This window comes from Paraburkholderia dipogonis (assembly GCF_042680985.1).
Classification (GTDB): domain Bacteria; phylum Pseudomonadota; class Gammaproteobacteria; order Burkholderiales; family Burkholderiaceae; genus Paraburkholderia; species Paraburkholderia phytofirmans.
In genome coordinates this window covers 75959-93692 of record NZ_JBHUFR010000001.1, presented here as the reverse complement: position 1 = coordinate 93692, position 17734 = coordinate 75959, and the positions used below count along the sequence as shown (strand labels likewise).

Below are 17734 nucleotides of genomic sequence, written 5' to 3'. Positions count from 1 at the left end.
GCAAAGCGGTAGCGAGGTGTCGAAATGTTGAAGACTATCGAAGGTGCAGCGGTTCTGGGTGCGCTAATGCTGTATCTGGCGCCCGCGATGATTGCGGACGCCAGAGAACGGAAAGACGCCTTTGCGGTGACCATGGTGAACATCCTGCTCGGATGGACGGTGATCGGTTGGTTCGCGGCGCTGATCTGGGCGCGGCATCCTGTGACCGATCGCCGTCTGAAGCATTTCGCGAAGCGGGCGCAACGCGCAGTGGCGCGAGTCACTATCGATTCAATCGTCACTCGGGCTGAGTGTCGTGGTAGTTCGATCCCAGCGTTAAATCCGCGTGTGGTGCCGATCGTTGCACGCATTGCGGCGAGCAGTAGTCGGCGGAAAATTTAGCTCGGCTGCTGGTTGCGTGGCGTTGTCGGATGATCGCAAGGTGTCGGGGTATCGACAGTTCGTATCACGAGACAATAAAGTTCCGATGTTGACACCCGGACATTGCAAGGGATTGGAGCCAGCAGAGGCTCCCGTCTGTATAAGAAAGTACTGAGCGTTTGCAGAATCATACGCATTTAGGCCGGAAATCGAGACAAAAAGTGGCGACCGTCCATGGTGCATAACGGTTTGCGCGGCACGGCTCAAATGGGGCCTTATTGTGTTCGGAGGTGGTCCGCAAGGATGCTTGGATTCGCCCGGCTTAGCTAGGTAAGGCGGGAGACTGTTCTCTTCCTTAGGCGGACGTGGCGTCGGCTTCAGGCTCGGCATCTGCCTCGGCTTCCGTCTCAGAATCATCGACCTCAAATACGCCCTCCAAGTAAGCTGCGTAGCGTTGTTGCAGGTATTTGAGCGAAGCGTCGCGATCGACCTGAACGTCTAGGTGGTCCTGAAAAAACTTCAACCGTGCACGGTTTTCGTCGAGGACCTGCCCCCAAGTTTTCGCGTAGATGTTGACGTTCGGCTTTTCGAGGATCAGGCCGGTTTCGTCCTTCACCAGTTGCTCGGTATAGGGCGCGAGCTTGTCGCTGATTGCCCAAAAGTTCCACGTCACGCCGACCTTGGCGAACCGAGAGTCGGCCATGACGGAGAACGCGTAGCCCTGTATCTGCGTCACCTCGTCTGAACCAATGTCCACCTTCGGGGCTTTGAGTTCGACGACGAGGTGTGACAACTGGTTGGCACGATGTTGCTTCGTCGCTTTCGACAGCATCAGATCGACGATGCCGCGCGTCTGCGAGATGTGCTTGACGGGTTCGTCGATCACGATCTTTGGGTCCAGCGCTTTCTTGTGCGCGATCAGCACCTGCGTGAGCGATTGGTCGTCCACGGACAGGCCGAACTCCTCCCCGAAAAGCCAGCAGTTCTGCGCGATGATCCGATGCAACTGTGACCGCTCCTTCAACCGCTTCTTCGGTTCGGGATCGAAGAGCACCGCTTCCAGGCCCGTCAGAAACTTCAAGCGGTCGGCCACGACCTTGGCGGCACCAATGATCGACGACAGGGATGTGTCCCGCAGCAGTTGTGCCAGTTCTTCGCGCTGCCGCTTGGGCAGGCGTAGCACCTCGTCCAGAATGACCTGCAAGTCTTCGGGGCTGCGCTCGATTGCCTGCCGCAACATCCTGAGTTGGAACGCCTTGCTCTTGCTCTGCGTGGTGCGGAAATCCGGCAGATGGCGCGCGACGTTGACCGCCACGATGTCGAACACCTGACGCTCGACCTTCTCGACAGGCGTCACGGGATCGCCCGAGAACGGGTAGACCTCTTCGTCCTTCCACTCCTCGACCACCGTGCGGGCTTCCTCCGCGGAGCGCGTCCGGAAGTGGTCCTTGATCGTCTGCTGAGCCTCAGTGATCGCATCGATGATCGCGGGCTGCATTTCCGCCAGATCGACCGTGCCCTCCTTCTGTGCCACATCGAAGTATGGCGAAGACAGGTAGCCGGAAAACTGGAACGGTCCGATGTGGAAACGCCGATCGACCTGCACCAACGGGAACCGCTGCTGGTTGCAAAGGTAGAGCGCGCGGTTGCCCGCGGTTTTCCACTCGACCACCTGTAAGCGCACCCAGTGTACCTTGCCGTCGATCTCCACATCGCTCAGTGGGAAAGACTTGCGGTGGGCGATCGCCGCCGCCGGGTCAATCGCTCGGCCGTCGAGCACGATCTTGGCGCTCTCTTCGTAGTCTGCCAAGTAGATCGCGAAGACTTCGGTCAACTCTTGACGTCCCTCGTCGGACGTGAAGGTACGGAACTCCTTGATGGGTTCGCGGATCGTGAGCGTGACGCCCGTTTGCGGGTCGCCTTCGATCTCCGTCTCGTCGCTGACGTTGACGTGCCGCATGTCGATCGCGGTCATGCGGATGGTGTACGACCAGCACTTGCCGTCACGCTGGTAGACCACAGCCCATTCGGCGACGTTGCCGAGTGCGAAAGCTTTGAAGCGCCCGCGCCCCTCCTTCCCATGGAGAAACCGCCCCGACGCGGTCTGCGTTTTGGACTTTTTCCACGAACCGCCGAGGAACCGGAAAAAGCCGGCAGCGTCCACGCGCGGAATCCCTTCGCCGTTGTCGTTGACCACAATCGCGTCCAGCGACCCGAGGTCGTTGTACTCGAACGACACTTCAACGGTCTTCGCATCGGCGTCGAATGCGTTCCAGATCAGCTCCGCCAATGCAGGGACGGGGCGGGCGCGGGTAATTTTCTCCAGGAAGTCCGATTGCACCTCGACCGGATACTGTTCCACCGCCATGCCCTCTCCCGTTCTGTTGTTTGTCGCCGCGCAGCTTGCAACAGTACATTCTACCGCCGGTGGACCGTCAAGCCCTTTACGCCATCGCGGCCTCAATGTGCTGCTTCGTGCGTCCCAGCAGCGATGCGCCGGTCACCTGCGATCCTTCACAACGTTCGGCCAGCGCGTAGTGCAGTTCCGTGGCGATGGTGACGGCTATTTGACCGCGCGCGCCCTCCTCTTTGGTGTCACTATCCCGGCCGAATTTGACACAACTGGGCGTAACCTAACAAGGAAGTCTTTCGGCTCGAAACTCAAGTAGGCGGCGCGATAGCGAGCGACCGCCTGCCCATCAGAAACGTAGAAGCCGGAAAACTCTCGGGGAGTTATCGGCCGGCGCCGTTGCCCAAATGACGGTTCATTGGAAAAAACCACGTGCCCTTCGTCCCATTCCACCTCGAAAACTGACCGAACGTCGTTTTGAAGAAATTGAACCGAGAGCGGCCCCTGTCGCGAGAGCTTGTCAAAAATAGCCAGCGTCGGGTCGTTCTCGCCAATGCGATCCGAAATGTAAATACTGATGTGTACTCCTTGCGCAAGGCATGAACGGAGACGCTTTATTACGTCACCATCAATCTTTGCCGCTGACGGATTCGTCGTGGTGATTGTTATCGAACGCGTCGCCTTTTCAAGCGCCTGAAAGAGGTAATACTCCATCTCATGGCAACGGACAGGGACAACGGGCAAGCGATCAAGCTCCTGTTCGAGCCCGTTAAGCTCGATCTCGTATTCAATCTTCTTTGCTAACAACGAGTCGACCCGCTCTTCCGCAAGGCGCGAGTTTACTCCACGTAGATTCAGCAACAGAATACTTCTACGCTGGACAAGACTTGCGACGTTCGGGCCTTGGCCGTTTCCACAAATCAGCTCACGGTAGCGTTTTCGGACTGCCTGCACGCCTGGCTTGTTCGCCATCGCTCGATCGACCCCAATCAGCTTTGGCAGGCCAATCTTCGCGCAGGTGGCGGTAAGGTCGTTGTCGATTGAGCCGTTGATAGCGAGGCGAAACGTCTGCTCACCATCGGGCCCGGCGAATATCAACGCCACAGACTGTCGGTATCTGCCAAAGGATTTGTGAATACCCGTTACACGGAGCACTTCGAAGCTGGAGGCCCCGAGATCACCAACGGAGCTACTGGCAGCCCGAAGCTTGTTAATGTCACCGACGGCGAGTTCTTCAGTCAGCGGCCTCGCAAATGCATTGGGTACCGGCGCCATCAGTCCATCTGGACCGGCTCGCTGTTTTGTATAGACCAGCGTTCTGTCGAGCACGACGCGCTGGATTGGATCCCACAGCACATACATGCGTCGATCCGATGGGCTCGCTTCCCCGCCCTGTCGCAACAACTCCTTTCCGCGCCGTAGCAACAGATATTGGCCGAAGGCGTCCGTTCCAAGGTAGTCACCGTCACACAGACCGCGCAGCAACCGTCTGCCATACGCAAGGTCAACGCCAAGGAATTCGCATATATTTCCGTCCTCCACCAAGCCCGCTTCGACTGCACGAAGGCAGAATTCTGTCGGTGCCGGAACTGGCCTGCGGTCAAGACCGATAATATCTACAACGAGAAGTTGAACTGGCAAATGCAGGATGAAATAGTCGACCAGGGTATGCCCCGTCACTGAATCGAAACGCTTTGCAATTTCAGTTTGGTCTCTCATATGTCCTTCAGCAGGCAGAAGTCCGGGTTCGCGCGAATGTAGTCGATGACCATCCGAAAATGGTTCTGTCCTTTGATGCGGTGACAGAAAGTCGCATCTCCGACAACTACCAGAGCATCCCTCGCTCGCGACAACGCGACATTAAGGCGTTCCTTCTCACGTTGAAAACCAATTCTGTTTTCGTCGTTTGAGCGCGTGACGCTGTAGAGGCAGATATCCGCCTCTCTCCCCTGGAACGCATCGACGGTATTCACTTCCACGGTAAAACCGGCGTGAGGTCCTATCTGCTGCGAGATGTCGTCACGCAACCGCGCGACTTGAGCTGAATATGCTGCGACGACCGCCACCTCTATCGCCTTCTTGCTTTTTCGCGTTTGCCTGGATATCTCTTTCAATTGTTCAATGATTTCGTGCGCTTCAGCCACATTTTCGTACGTGCCGCCCGGTGCCTCAGTCTCCGCATGTTTCGGCATCTTGGATGTGGACAGCCACGTTACTGCCATCGGATAGATTCGCGCTACCACCGCATTTCGCTTATCGTCATCGCGTACGTTGACGAGTTTGTTGTCGTAAAAAACTTGACTGACCAATGCTCCGATTGTGCTGCACATGCGCCTCTGCTCCACCAACTCCTCGACACTCTCTCTCGGGAGTCTGGACAGAAGGACGGATAAGAGGCTCTTCTTTGCATCGTCTGAAAAGGGAGATTCACCATTTTCGTTCAATGCTGACTCAATATATGGTGGCAACTGCTTGGGGTCACCGACCAGGATTGTTCGTCGACTTCGAGACATTGGGACAAGCGTCTCAGTTGCCGTCGCCTTGGATGCCTCGTCGACAACGCATAAATCGTACTCGTCCTGCTGGAAGGCGGGCGTGCTTCCCAACCCGATACACGTTCCCGCCACAATCCGCGCCTCGCGAAGGACAGCGCCATGAAAGGAGCGTTCAGAACCAAGCCGATTTAGCCAGTCCAGATGAAGCTTCATGAGCGGCAACAGATCTTTTCTGGCGCTATTTTCTGTAACAAGACCATCGAGCAACCCTTCGAGTTCGTTGTCGTCCGCCGTCCTGAAATCGACGCCAAAACCATTGAGCCTGTCGAGACTATTGACCAATCGACCAAGTCTCGCGTCCAATGAATCAATGCTCGTTTGTAGTTCGTCCTCTTCGCCCAACGTATCCACCGTCTGGCGCAGAATCTCATGCGGGTCCGGAAGCTGTCCCTCCCCGAGTTGCTCCAACCGTCGGTCGTCGATCTTCAGTTTTTTGTCTCTGAGACTTTCTTGTCTCTCGTTGAGCGTCCGGAGCGCCTTCCGTGTTTCCAGGTAGCTGCGCCCCAATAACTCGACCTTTACTTCGAACGCGTTTATGCCCTTTCCTTGAGCATAGGCTTCCATGAAACGCTCGGAACGTGCTTCGGCCTTCAGGCACCAGTCTTTGACTTTCCGCTCAAGCGTGAGGCGCTCTACAGACTTATTTACCTTGTGTGCATTCTCGGATCCAAATGACACGATACGCACCACTTCGTCCGCGAGCTTTTTCTCGTCCAGTTTTGCAATGATATGGTCGAGTGCGACATGAGTCTGTGACGACAGGAGGATGCGTCGGTCGGGATAACGTTTCAGATACGCGCTGATCAGCTCTGCAATCAAGGTCGTCTTACCTGTTCCCGGCGGACCGTTCACGACGAGTAGGCTGCTTACCTCCATTGCCTTGTCCAAAACCTGTCGCTTGTCCGAGCTCAGATGATCGGGAAACTGAAGGCCGGCCGGTTCAGGGGGTGTAGCAGTCTCCGGCTCGGACAGGACGGCACCGATTGTCGGGCTGACCGCTCTCCCCGCGCGTATATCTTCAAGCGCCGCACGTTGCTTCTGAAGCGACTTGCGCTCCGCCTCGAAGTTGGTCTGAAGCACTGCATTTGCGCGTGGAACGTCTCCTCTCCTTCCAGACCGCAGAAAGAGTGTTACCTGGTCGGCCTCCACATCAACCACTGTAAAAATGACGGGCCTACCGCTGACCGTCTGCAATACCAGCGACGCACCGAGTTCCTCTCTTTCGAAATCACCCTCGATTGTTGCAATGAGAAATTCCTCTTCGTCGTCTATCCGACGAGCAAGGAATTCTTTTTGCTTGTACTTGTAGAGACGCTCCTTCTCGCGCAGAAAATCCGCCCAACAATCAAACCAGTAGTCACGCCTCTTCTGCTCCGCCTCATTAGCCCGCGCGTTGTCCACTACGTCAAGTCGGCTAAAGAACGTGCGCAGCCCATCACGGGCCGTCTTGTATTCGCGAACAGCGTCAGCCCGGAAGGTTACTCCTGGCACCGTGGCGTATTGCTCGCGCAGTTCGCTTGCCCGATCGGGCGTGTGAATTGCCAATTCCTCGACCAGCAAGTCGTTATCCCGAGTCCTGCAACGAATCCGCAAAGTGGCGCCCACTATGCGGACGAATCCTCCGTCCTGATCGTTGAAGGCAGACCAGTTGGAATTGAGGTCGTCAACAATATAGGATGCACACTGTCTCTCGTCTAAATTCGAAAACTCGGCCTTTAGTGACGCGGTACTGGATGGTTGAAGGCACAGAAAGACGTCGATTGGAACTTGCGACTTGGAAATCGCGGCCGCGTGGTAAGAATCGAGGTCTGCGAGAAGAACCGAGATAGTCTCTTGTCGACCATCCGGTGATTCAGATAACGCTTTGCGCAAGATAGATTTCGGCGTCGACAGATCACGCAAACTTTCCAGTGCGAGACGCAAATCCTCCGCCGTATGAAATATTGTGCCGGCCAAACAAGATGTGGCAATTGCCGCCCAGGAGTACAAATCCCTCTGGTCTGACTGATAACCGTCGTCTGCCTCGGGGGGCGTGTACGGGGGCGATCCCGTCTGGGAAAAGGTCAGGCCCAGTTGAGGCTGTGTGGTGTTGCGAGCAATGCCGAAATCCACGATCTTCGGTGTCCCGTCCTCGTCGAAGAGCACGTTCTGCGGTTTTAGGTCACGGTGAGCCCAGTGCCGTTGGTGAGCATATGCCAGCGCTTGTAACAACGGCCGACCAATTTCTTCATAGAACTCGCTCCAGCTTGTCGGACCTTGTGCTTCGATGCGCTTTGCGAGATCACCGCCCGGAAGCCACTCGAGCACCAGATACGGGATGTTAGAAACGTTTCCGCTGTCGACGAGCCGAACAATGTTTGGATGCGAGAGATCATCGAGCGCTCGCCCCTCTCGCTCGACTGAGAGCGCCGCGCGCGCATAATCCGATCTGTTTAACGGCACCTTTATCGCCAGCTCTCGCTGGTCGGTTATCTGTGTTGCGCGAAAAACCGCTGACATGCCCCCGTCCGATCGGTCAGCAGAGATATCATATTTTTGATCGAGCACAATCCCGTGCCGGATCGGAAAGCTGTCGTCTGCGTGGGCGGCATGCTCGCTCTCGCTTCTCAGGTTCATTCTTTTTGTCTCCAGGGCGCTTTCTCAAATCGCAGTCCGGCCAATTTTCGGGCCGACCTCATGATGCACGAGGTTTTTCGTCCAAGTTTAGTTCTGTACAGAATATTATCGGCCGCCAAGCATAAAACCTAAGGCCTCTGTGCCTGCGTCATCACCGTATTTCCCAGAGCAAGAACATTTCAAGATTGAAAGCCATCGTTGTGAACGGAGCGACGCCCGTCACCTTTCTGGTACTCGGGGTCAGGAGGTCAGGGCCAATGTTAGTATCCGGAAACAAGCACCGACTGCGATGTTTAGGAATGAGTCTGTAAATCTATATAACCCTGACACTTATGAGAAAGATTCCCACGTTTTCCAGGCGTGGCGATGAATCAATTCAGCCTTGTACAAGCCGTTGAGGTAGCTGCGCAAGTCTCATAGCACGCAGCGACGAGCTAGAAGAACAGCCTAGCGCCGTTCGAACCGATCGGTAAGTTGACTCGGTTCAACTATATTGGGTACGAGGCGAAATGGAAGTGGCGCACACGTTGCCTGCTCAGCGTCGAGCTCCATGAGCGCGGTAAGGAGCAGTCGGCGGGCGCCCATCGGCCCCCCTTGTCTTTACTTTTGCCATCGAGCGGATGTTCACAAACAGGCATCGCGTGTCGCGCTTGCAGGGTGAGGTACTCTATATCTATCGGGAAAGGAGATCGGGCACATGTGGCACGTTGTCCGGTTGCGAGTCACCGCATGGTGCTGGGAGAAGCATGGCTGAAAAGAAACAAGGAGGATTGAGTGGATATCGAGGCTACGAATACCAGATCGAGGCTTCGATCTGGATCGCGCTGTCGCTAATGCTCGAGGCCCGGCGCGTAACGGAGGTAGTGGTGGAACCACAGAACCAGGAAGACCTCGAGGCCGAGATTGTCGGAGCGGTGCTGTCGCCGGATCAGGAATCGTCCACCTTGGTAGCGTCTGATGGAAAGTCGACGCGCGTGATCTACCAGATGAAGACACTATCGAACCAGCTGTGGTCGGTTAAGGCGCTACGCGACGTGATCGGCGAAGGCACATCGGCGCGCGAGGCTGACTCTGTATCGCGACGTAGGCCCAGGGCCCTAGAGATGCTTTTGAACGATGCCTCTCTGTCGTACACGCTGGTGACGGATGCACGTGTGAACGGCAAACTAACTGCTCTTGCGCGCACTACGATACCGCTCGGGCACGACGACGCCGAGTTGCCCGGAGGGCTGTTAGCCGTTAGCTTGCATGACCGCTTGGCCGCTCTCCGCGGGCGCCTGCACATCCTGCATGACTTGAATGCGGAACTTTTGGAGCATCGGATTCACGATCTCCTCGCTCAAAAGGGCCGGGTGCCACATAGCCAAGTGGGGGCCTGTATCGCTGCACTCAAGCATGCGTTCCGGCTGTGCATGCTTGGCAAGCGGGATACCCGGTTTACCGCCGATGAGCTTCGGTTGATACTGGAACAGCACGGGGCAAGACCAGTATCAGGACCCAGCCCGGGATATGTGCCGCCAGACGTTGCCGCCCAAGCCGCATCAACCCTGCGTGAACACGGTTGCGTGCTGATCGTGGGGTCTCCGGATATCGGCAAGGCTTCGCTGGCCGACTACCTCGCGACCGGTTTCAAACTGACTGAGCTGCCGTGTCCGTTGATCCAGTTGGAAACTTTCGCCGGCTTGCCGGCCCGCCTATGGGATGAAGGTCCAGCGTTGCTAATTGTAAAGAATGGCTGGACAGAACATGGCGCGGCTTATCCGTATGCGCCTGCCAACTTGCCGGAAATGCTTGCAAAGGCCCCAGGCGATAAGTACGTGATCGTCACCTGCGACCTCGATATGTATCGACGCTTGCCTGACCACATGTGCACACGCCTTGAGCGCTACAAGGTGACACTGGAAGCGGAAAACTACGATGACAATTCCCGCTGGCAGATTGTGCTGAACCAAGCTGGCCTGACCGACTGGCAACTGGAGGCGCTCGACGCCGTGCGCGAGGCGGTCTTGCGCGACATTGCGGAGCCATTTTCCCTGAATCTATTCGGCACGTTAGTGCGCGAACACGCGCAACACCTGATCCGGTCGGCGTCGACCAATGACTGTGGACTGTTTCAGGACCTGGCTGAGCGCGCGCTTCAAGAGACGGTAGTCCGCCGAGCGGTGCAGCAGGTGTCGGCCTACCACAACGTGCCGTGGCAACATGCGGCACTGGTACTCGGCGTCTACGTGGCGTTAGCGCAGCATAGCGTCTTATGGATGGAAGTTGGCTTGCCCACCATGGAGCGCGTCGCCGAGCAGGTAGCTCGCAAGACAGGAGTGCGTCTGCAGGGCGAGGCGTTCATCGAGTACCTCGTCAAAAAGGGCCTTGTCCAGCGGTGGGAAAATCAACGGCTTACCTTCGAAAGGGCGTCACTCGACGCTTTGCGTCGGCTCGTCGGGGACACGAGGTCCGAGGTTCATCCGGTGCTTGTGGCCGTAGTATCAGACCTAGCTGAGGCGATGGATCAAGTCAATTTCGCGGACCGGCTCGAGCGAATCGTGACGCTGGTCACCGTGGCCTATCCAGACGCGCCACCGCACGGCAGCGCTTGGAACGACGTGACCGTGGCGATCGACGCTCAGCTCCGACGTGCATTGGATGTGGAGGACCGCACTCAGTTCATCCGCAATGTGGAAGCGTCCATGGAATGGCTCTGGGGGAAGTCCGTACTGTCCCGCCTGCTGTACGCGCTGCATCCGAAACGGATTCCCTTCGTCGCGACTCACGAATTTTGGCCCTCTTCACATGACGTGTGGCGCGCCGTCGAGATGGAAATGCCCAAGTATGACGTGCGCCAGTTCGTGCATCGCTTCCTCGTCGATTTCATGCCGTATACCTCGATCGACTACAGTGCCGTGCCGGACTGCTTCGACAGCTTCCTTCGCGCTTCGCGGCAAGTGTTGGACGATGACGTGCATATGGCCGTGCATGCCCTAGAGAGATTCGTTTCGACGGATTGGGGCGATGGCCGTTGGGATTGCGACGACGGCAATCATAATAAGCCGGTACTGTTAGCGTTGCTAAAAGCGTCCAGCGGAGTTCCGTTCGTATCGCGCCTGCCGCCCCCAACACCGTCTTGGGATCTATAAACGAACGTTGCGCACATCGACGCGTCGACTGCAAGTATCTTGTACAGATCAACGATCGAACGAATGGCATGTCGGATCCGCTACCCGTGACCCTGGATGATGGGGGGCGAGGCGCAATGTCTGGTGTCACCCCCCGTGGCAGATACCATTGGAGCTATGGATGCGCCTGAATGGCGCGAAACGGTATCGATCTATCACTGTTCCAGGATTTGCACGACATGTCCATAGACTCACTTGGAACATGATTCCAATTCTGAATTGTGAAAAACAATCTTTCCATGTGTGCTCCTAGTTTCAAACTCGAGCTACACGACTCAAATTCATCGAAGCCCTCAATATATTTGTTTGCAATATTTACCTTTTGACTCTTTGCACGAACCGTATTCCGCTCATCAACTATAAAGTTCTTAGCAAAGAAGTCTGAAGGCAGGTAGCACTCGATAGTGTACCCCTCCGTTACCCACACAAATGCGCCGCGACGACGAGAAAATTCTTCCAGAATTCGTGATTTTGCAGAATTCAATGATTTACAAAATAAAACCCCATTTTTCTCTTCAAAATCGAAATCCTGATCTACCACAATCGCACAATTTCTGTTCAAACCCAGCATCTTCACAAAGCCATTTTGCTCCTCCAAACTAAAATGAGACAACAATGAGCCACCATAGAAGCAGAACGAATAATCAACGTTTTCTACTGGCGGTGACACCTTCCTCATCTTGCACCACAATTCGAGCCAATGCTTAATGTACAGCCGATCAGATGCTCCCTCCACCCAAATTACGCCGTTGCTCTGGGAAACGTCCGATGCCTTGATTCCAAGTCGATCAAGCAGTCCGAGCGCGTCAGAATATTCAACAAGTTTTTGACCACCCGCATCAAATATTCGTGAGGAATTTTTCCATATAGCCATTTGCTGAAAGACCGTTGAGTGCGTCGCCATGAAAATCTGCAGCCCCCTGTCCTTGACGTAGCAATCTATCTCGTGCGCAAGATGCCGCTGCAATGTAGGATGCAAGTGCGTTTCCGGCTCCTCGATGAGACAAACTGATCCCTGTTCGCAATTTTCCAGCCAATCAATAATTGAAGCCAGCCGTCGCCATCCCGCCGGTAGTGAAGCAATTTGAATATGGTTACTTTGCCGCGAATCGTCGGACAGCCATACCGCTACCCTATCGCTGTCATGTGGCCGGAACGGATTTCGCCTCTTATATTCCAGCCCGCTCGCAAACGAATCGTCCGAATCGAAGCTTGACAACGAGAGGACCCCTGGCAAATGAGGTGCAGCCCGATTTAGTATCCGACAAAGAGAATCAGCCTCTACGCGATGCGATTCGCGCCAGTAATTAATATTTAAATCAATTTCACACTGAACATCTCGAAGTTCCGATTCATATTCAGGATCGACATTTACCTTACTTATATTTCTTCGCAAAGAAGATGAAATGCCCTCACGAGAAATACATGTCACATTGATATATTGAATATCGAGACCATCCGTGGATTCCGATTGTATATTTTTAGCTCGCGGAGCGCCTTTAATTTCATTTGGTGCGGTTTGACACAACATGACCGATGAATCAGAGAAGACAAACTCAAACGCCGACAGCGAATCCCTTCCTTGGTTTTCTCGCGGTAACGTGACCAATCTCAATGGATTTCTTACCGAGTCTACGAGATCTATGACGGTTGATTTACCACCACCATTAGCGCCAATGAAAATGTTAACATCGCCGAAAAAATAAGTATTTTCCCGAGTACGCCAATCTAGGAATGTCCCTTTCTGTTTGATTTTAAACACGTTCAGACGACGAATCCCGCAAAATGCCAAAGTTGCAATGTGTGCCATCCGACATAGCCTGTCTAATTTTATTTTACGAAATCAGCCTAATTACTATCTCTGGCGAGACCAATAAAATAAGTTTTCACTGTAACTCTTTGTCCGCCAAGAAACGCCGGCAAGAAATCGGCAATACTCTTTGCCGATCGATTCCTACACGTGAGCTAACAAGCACCTTCCAGCGAAGCGTCCCACAAGAGTTACCGAGATCGTTCTCAACTTCAAGCAAGCGCGTCGTGCTCAACTAGGCTTGCGTAATGAATCGAAAAGGTCGTCAAGCCCGCGGTCACCTTCCCTCATTTCTTGTCGCAGTTCCTTCCACTCCTCATACTTCTCGTCCGCGTACGCCTCCTGACGCTCCTCGAACTTAGCCTTCGCTTCGGTAACCAACTGAACCGGTTGATCCAAGTCGAAATCAGTCCGCTCGCCGATGGTCAGGAGATCCTCTCCAAGCGATTCATACTCGGATTCGGACTTACATTCGGACAATTCACGGCCGAAAAATTCTGCGCGATAGACTTCGGCGGCTGTGTGCAAACACCCCTTCATCTCGTCGTCAAGATCATCTGACTCCAATACATACAACAGCTCGCGGAGTTCGTCTGAGCGACAACCGGTTGATGCTTCCATCACCAACGCGCGAGCGATGCGCATGCGCACCTCTTCATTAGACGGCTTTAACACAAGTGGACTTCCCCCGATCTTGGCAAGCAGTGCGACGCCGTCGCTGATACGCGCGGATTCTGATTGCCAACTAACAAGGAGATCCTCAATCGCCGATGTCACGAGGTCCGTGAGAGCGGCCGACCGGTGCCTTTCCGCCAATTCGATCAGCGTGGCGACCCGGAGCTCGATGCTGTCATCAAAAAATACCACCCCGCCCGTCACAGCGGCCTTTCGCGGTGCCGTTAGCAGGCGCTTGAACGCGTCAGTGAGACGCGCCGATTCAGTAACAAGGTCGCGAAGTACGCTGGTGTTTCGTTCGGCGAGCGCGAAGGTCCAGATGCGACGTGCTTGTTCGAATCGAACCGCGCCCTCGATCATATCGAGCGCATTGGGCGTATCGTGGCGCACAATGGCGTTGAGCATGTCCAGAACCGAAGGGTCAATGACTTCAATTTGGTTTCCGGGCCGCACGAACGACCCATTAAGCTCGCTGAGCGCCCTTCGCCAATCCGAAGGTTCGGTCTTGAATCCGTAGCGCCTAGCCCGCAGCGCATGCAACTCTCGGAACGCACGTTCGAGTACACCAGGACCACATTTTCCACCATATGTGTACAAACCGAGCAGAACACTGCGCGCAGCATCGCTTATCTGCTGTTCATAGGCATGACGCCATATCTCAGCTGGATTGGCGATCAAATTGCGTACAAAGTCCCGGTATTGTTCGGGCACGATAGATTTGACGCGTCGAAAGCTCGACAGCCAGTCGACCAGACGTGGATTGAATTTCCGATGCCGGACAATCTCCATGTAGAAACGGTCGACGAGAAGCGCCGCGCGATAGGCGTCGGGTAAGTCGCTGAAGTAGATGTGGTTGTACAGGATTTCGGCCCGCTGCACTTGGCTGTAGTCTTCGATCGCCAGCACGCACCTGCTGTCAATGAGGCTGGAATGCTTGAGCTTTTCTGACGTGGCGACCGCTTGCCGGAGGATATGTTCGCGGGTGGTCATAACCAACCGAGCCGTTGGCGAGGCTCGAACCATTTCGATAAAATCGAGGATTGACCGATCCTCATTTCGTGTAAATGCGGTGCTGCGCTCACCTAAGAATGTGGCCCCGATGAAATCATCGAAATAGAAAATCTGCTTCTTTCCAGGTTGATAGCGATCACGGCCACTTTGAAAGTCCGTAAGAATCGACACGGTTTCATAACCGTGCGAAAGGTGCGCGTAGAGCAACATCTTGGCAAGGGATGTCTTCCCAACCCCCGGCGCACCAGAGATAATTGCCACGTGATCGTTGTCAAGCATCTCAAGCGCGCGAGGATATGCGGCGCTCCGTACGTAGCGGCAGATATCGCGGTGCACGCGTTCAACATCGAATTCGCTCTGAACCAGCGAAGCGTTATGAATTGCGCGATCAAGCACGGCCTTGCTTGCCAGCCAGAGTTTGTAATGTTGTCGTTCGATCGTTGGATGCAGGCCGAGCAGGTTGTTGAGATCGTCAGCGCCCAAGATGTCGCCATTGACGAGTACGGCACCGAACAGCGCCTGAATGTCCGTCTTGTTAGGCGGTGACAATCCAACCGAGGTCACCAAGATGTAGCGAGCGGGCGTCAGCTTAGATACTTTGACCGCCTCCTTCTTGAGTTCGCTCATGAGACCGGCGAGCCCAGTTCCAGCATAGTGTTTGCATTGAACGATGATGTCGCCCGCCGCAGCCGCGCGACGAAAATCGATTCCAAGATCACGGCCCGTCTTGAATGACTCGAGGACAAATCCATCGCGCGCCTGAATCAAGTCGCGGGAGAGCACCTCAAAATCGTGGGGCGACAGTTGTTTAAAGTCGTAACTTGGCATCAAAGAACCTAGATGAGAACTGAATCGCCTCGACTGCGGACCTGTCCGATCACACCTCCGCCGTACACTGCGAATCCAGTCATCCGAAGCTACCAACTCGTCAGGGCGAACTCGGATTGTACCGCTCCACTACAGCCCGGCCCCGCGCTGATGACGTTCGCACAGGGAATCGATAAGTCGTCCCGCGGATGTTGAAAAATTCGCGTGCCGGTCCGCTGGCCAGTACACTGGCTTTCCCGGTGGAACCATGACCGTGCGGCTCATCGAGAACTAGGAGGAATATCGCGAAGTGCGCAGGACCGTTTCGGCGCTGCTTGACCGCGATCCGGCGCCCGGTTCGCCGGACAGCAACCGGGAAGAGGCACTTGTGCGCCTGACTGGGCAGTATGAGGCGCCGTTCATGCAGTGCCTCGCCCAGCGAAGCGGCTGGGCGATTTGCCAAGGTGACACGATATGATCGGAAACAGCATCCGACTTTTGCCTCGTGGAGTTCATTCATGACACAGCATCCTGACTTCAGGTCGACAGCAGCGGTCATGTTTCGCGACGAGTTACTTGACAAGGGATGGCCTGACGATTCTGAGGTCGCCATGCTGGCCGGCAAGGCGCCCGGTCCGGAAGCGGCAACGTACGCGATCCAAGAGCGAGCGGGAGGTGCTCTGCTGGGTGTGTGGTCAGAGCCCCGGCATTGCTTCGTCTATCCGGACTTCCAGTTCCTCCAGTCTGGCGCAATCAGGAAGGAAATTGCAGCACTCCTGGCCGTGCTCCCACGCGACGACGATCTTGATGGCTGGAGACGCGCATTCTGGCTTTATTCGCCGCACGCACTACTCGATGAACGGACGCCGGCAGACGTTTTTCCAGACGCACCTATGCGCGTGATAAAGGTCGCTCAGGTCGAATTCCGAGGCGACCCCGAGGCGACCTGGTAGGGCCGCAGCTTGCGCAGGTGCACGCAAGACATCTCTAGTATCGATCGGGTAGCTTATGAACAAGAATCACTTCATAGGCCTCCAGATTCCGCGACAACACGACCGGCAGCAGCAAACCAATCAGCGTAGCCGTCCAACAATTTAACTTCGGACTATAACTGGCATCCTAACTAAAACCCACGCACAGGTGAGCGTTTCTTCAAAAGTCGGGACACGACTTGTGGCGAAGCTCCTATCACATCAGCTATGTGTGCCAAGGTCGCGCCCGTGTCTTCAAGACTTCGGGCGAGTTCTGCATGGCTATGTCCGTAGACCGTGGGACGGACATCTTGGGGAATCCCTGCCTCTGTGAAACTATAGGTAAAACGGAATCCGCAACTGCATTTTCCGGAGAACCGCCCCGCTTTTTTGTGGTACTGGCGACGCTCGACAATATGCCCCGGCCCGTGGCAAGCCAATTCGTTCGGACATAGGGGCCACGCTAACCCGCTATCTCGCTCATGGAGGGAGGCCATGAATATCACCACCAACACCGCCCGGATTGTAAATCTCGGCGGCAAACGACCATTGACAGCTTTCGCCAGCCAATTATTGTTTCCGAGTACAGGCAGCGATCCTATATGGTACAGATACGGTTCACCATAAAACTCTATGAAATGCCTGGTCAATCTTCGACAGTCGACATCATGAGGACCAAACGTGAAACCGGCGGTCCAGGCCGTCGCCTTGAATTGCGCCAGCGCGGCCCCAACGTCCGTCGACACGTGATTGTGGAGCAGCCAGACTGACGCACGCGTCACACGCTGGCAGGCGTCGAGCTGTGCGGCATTGAGGTCAAGTGCGATTGGAAGGACATCCTTCGCGGGCAGAAGTTGGAGCGTCGGCCAAGACGTCAGAAAGTGGAGATCATTGCTTGAAATTTCGGTCAGCCAGCGACCGTGCTCAGGGCAGAGTACGACGCCCGGCAACAGATGAGACCGACGCCAATATTCCGGTCGTCCAGACGCGCGGTCGGCTGCACGACAGCCTTCGCAAAAGCGCAACGTCGAGTGCACGACGAGTGGGGACGGCTTCTGTTGTTTTTGTCGCATGGCGACCAGCAGAGCGTCACGAAATGGCATGGGAAGCAACGCTGCATAATACGGATACAAGGTACGCTGCTCGGCCAGCTCATCGCTACTTAACGCCCACACATGACGGGTTTCCTCTGCGACTCGCTCGAGTCCATAGGCTAAGGTAACCGACAGGCGTTGCTGGTATCCGAACAGATTCTTCAGAAATCGCACCTTATCTCCGACGTCGACGTCCACCATGTAGCGTGCGACGACGCTGAACAGGGGCTCGTCTGGATATGGAGGATCAAGATCAACCGACATCGTTTCGCCTGTCTGTCCGTGCCAAGCCAAATTTTTTATTGGACATACCAA

Annotated in this window: 9 protein-coding genes; 3 read left to right on the top strand and 6 right to left on the bottom strand. The window is 55.3% G+C overall.

The window, feature by feature from the left end:
* Nucleotides 1–24: 24 nt before the first annotated feature.
* Nucleotides 25–381 carry a superinfection immunity protein gene (locus ACFSNN_RS00350; protein ID WP_134461529.1) on the top strand — a complete coding sequence of 119 codons (357 nt, stop codon included), beginning with the start codon at nt 25–27 and terminating at the stop codon, nt 379–381.
* A gap of 334 nt (nt 382–715) precedes the next feature.
* On the opposite strand, the gene ACFSNN_RS00345 is transcribed toward ACFSNN_RS00350, so the two are convergent.
* The 3 genes from ACFSNN_RS00345 to ACFSNN_RS00335 form a co-directional block, all read right to left on the bottom strand.
* On the bottom strand, nt 716–2728 hold the full coding sequence (locus tag ACFSNN_RS00345; RefSeq protein WP_377690018.1) for an ATP-binding protein: 2013 nt from the start codon (nt 2726–2728) through the stop codon (nt 716–718).
* A gap of 195 nt (nt 2729–2923) precedes the next feature.
* The gene (locus tag ACFSNN_RS00340) at nt 2924–4429 is read right to left on the bottom strand and encodes a hypothetical protein (RefSeq protein ID WP_134461523.1); all 1506 of its coding nucleotides are present in this window, start codon (nt 4427–4429) and stop codon (nt 2924–2926) included.
* Complete coding sequence (locus ACFSNN_RS00335) at nt 4426–7881, bottom strand: AAA domain-containing protein (protein WP_134461520.1); 3456 nt, start codon at nt 7879–7881, stop codon at nt 4426–4428. The genes ACFSNN_RS00340 and ACFSNN_RS00335 overlap by 4 nt, the downstream gene beginning before the upstream one ends.
* A 746-nt stretch (nt 7882–8627) precedes the next feature.
* Between ACFSNN_RS00335 and ACFSNN_RS00330 the strand changes: the two genes are divergently transcribed.
* Nucleotides 8628–11012, top strand: a complete 2385-nt coding sequence (locus tag ACFSNN_RS00330) for an nSTAND3 domain-containing NTPase (protein ID WP_134461517.1) — start codon at nt 8628–8630, stop codon at nt 11010–11012.
* A gap of 154 nt (nt 11013–11166) precedes the next feature.
* Here the strand turns inward: ACFSNN_RS00330 and ACFSNN_RS00325 are convergent, their stop codons facing one another.
* Both ACFSNN_RS00325 and ACFSNN_RS00320 read right to left on the bottom strand, forming a co-directional pair.
* Nucleotides 11167–12861 (bottom strand): ATP-dependent nuclease, encoded by a 1695-nt coding sequence (locus tag ACFSNN_RS00325; RefSeq protein ID WP_134461514.1) that lies wholly within the window; start codon nt 12859–12861, stop codon nt 11167–11169.
* 231 nt (nt 12862–13092) lie between these two features.
* The gene (locus ACFSNN_RS00320; RefSeq protein WP_134461510.1) at nt 13093–15375 is read right to left on the bottom strand and encodes an nSTAND3 domain-containing NTPase; all 2283 of its coding nucleotides are present in this window, start codon (nt 15373–15375) and stop codon (nt 13093–13095) included.
* Nucleotides 15376–15872: 497 nt separating this feature from the next.
* Here ACFSNN_RS00320 and ACFSNN_RS00315 point away from each other — a divergent pair, with 497 nt between their 5' ends.
* Complete coding sequence (locus tag ACFSNN_RS00315; RefSeq protein ID WP_134461507.1) at nt 15873–16307, top strand: hypothetical protein; 435 nt, start codon at nt 15873–15875, stop codon at nt 16305–16307.
* Between the two features lie 170 nt (nt 16308–16477).
* Here ACFSNN_RS00315 and ACFSNN_RS00310 read toward each other — a convergent pair whose 3' ends face one another.
* The gene (locus ACFSNN_RS00310) at nt 16478–17683 is read right to left on the bottom strand and encodes a TnsD family Tn7-like transposition protein (RefSeq protein WP_134461504.1); all 1206 of its coding nucleotides are present in this window, start codon (nt 17681–17683) and stop codon (nt 16478–16480) included.
* Nucleotides 17684–17734 lie beyond the last annotated feature (51 nt).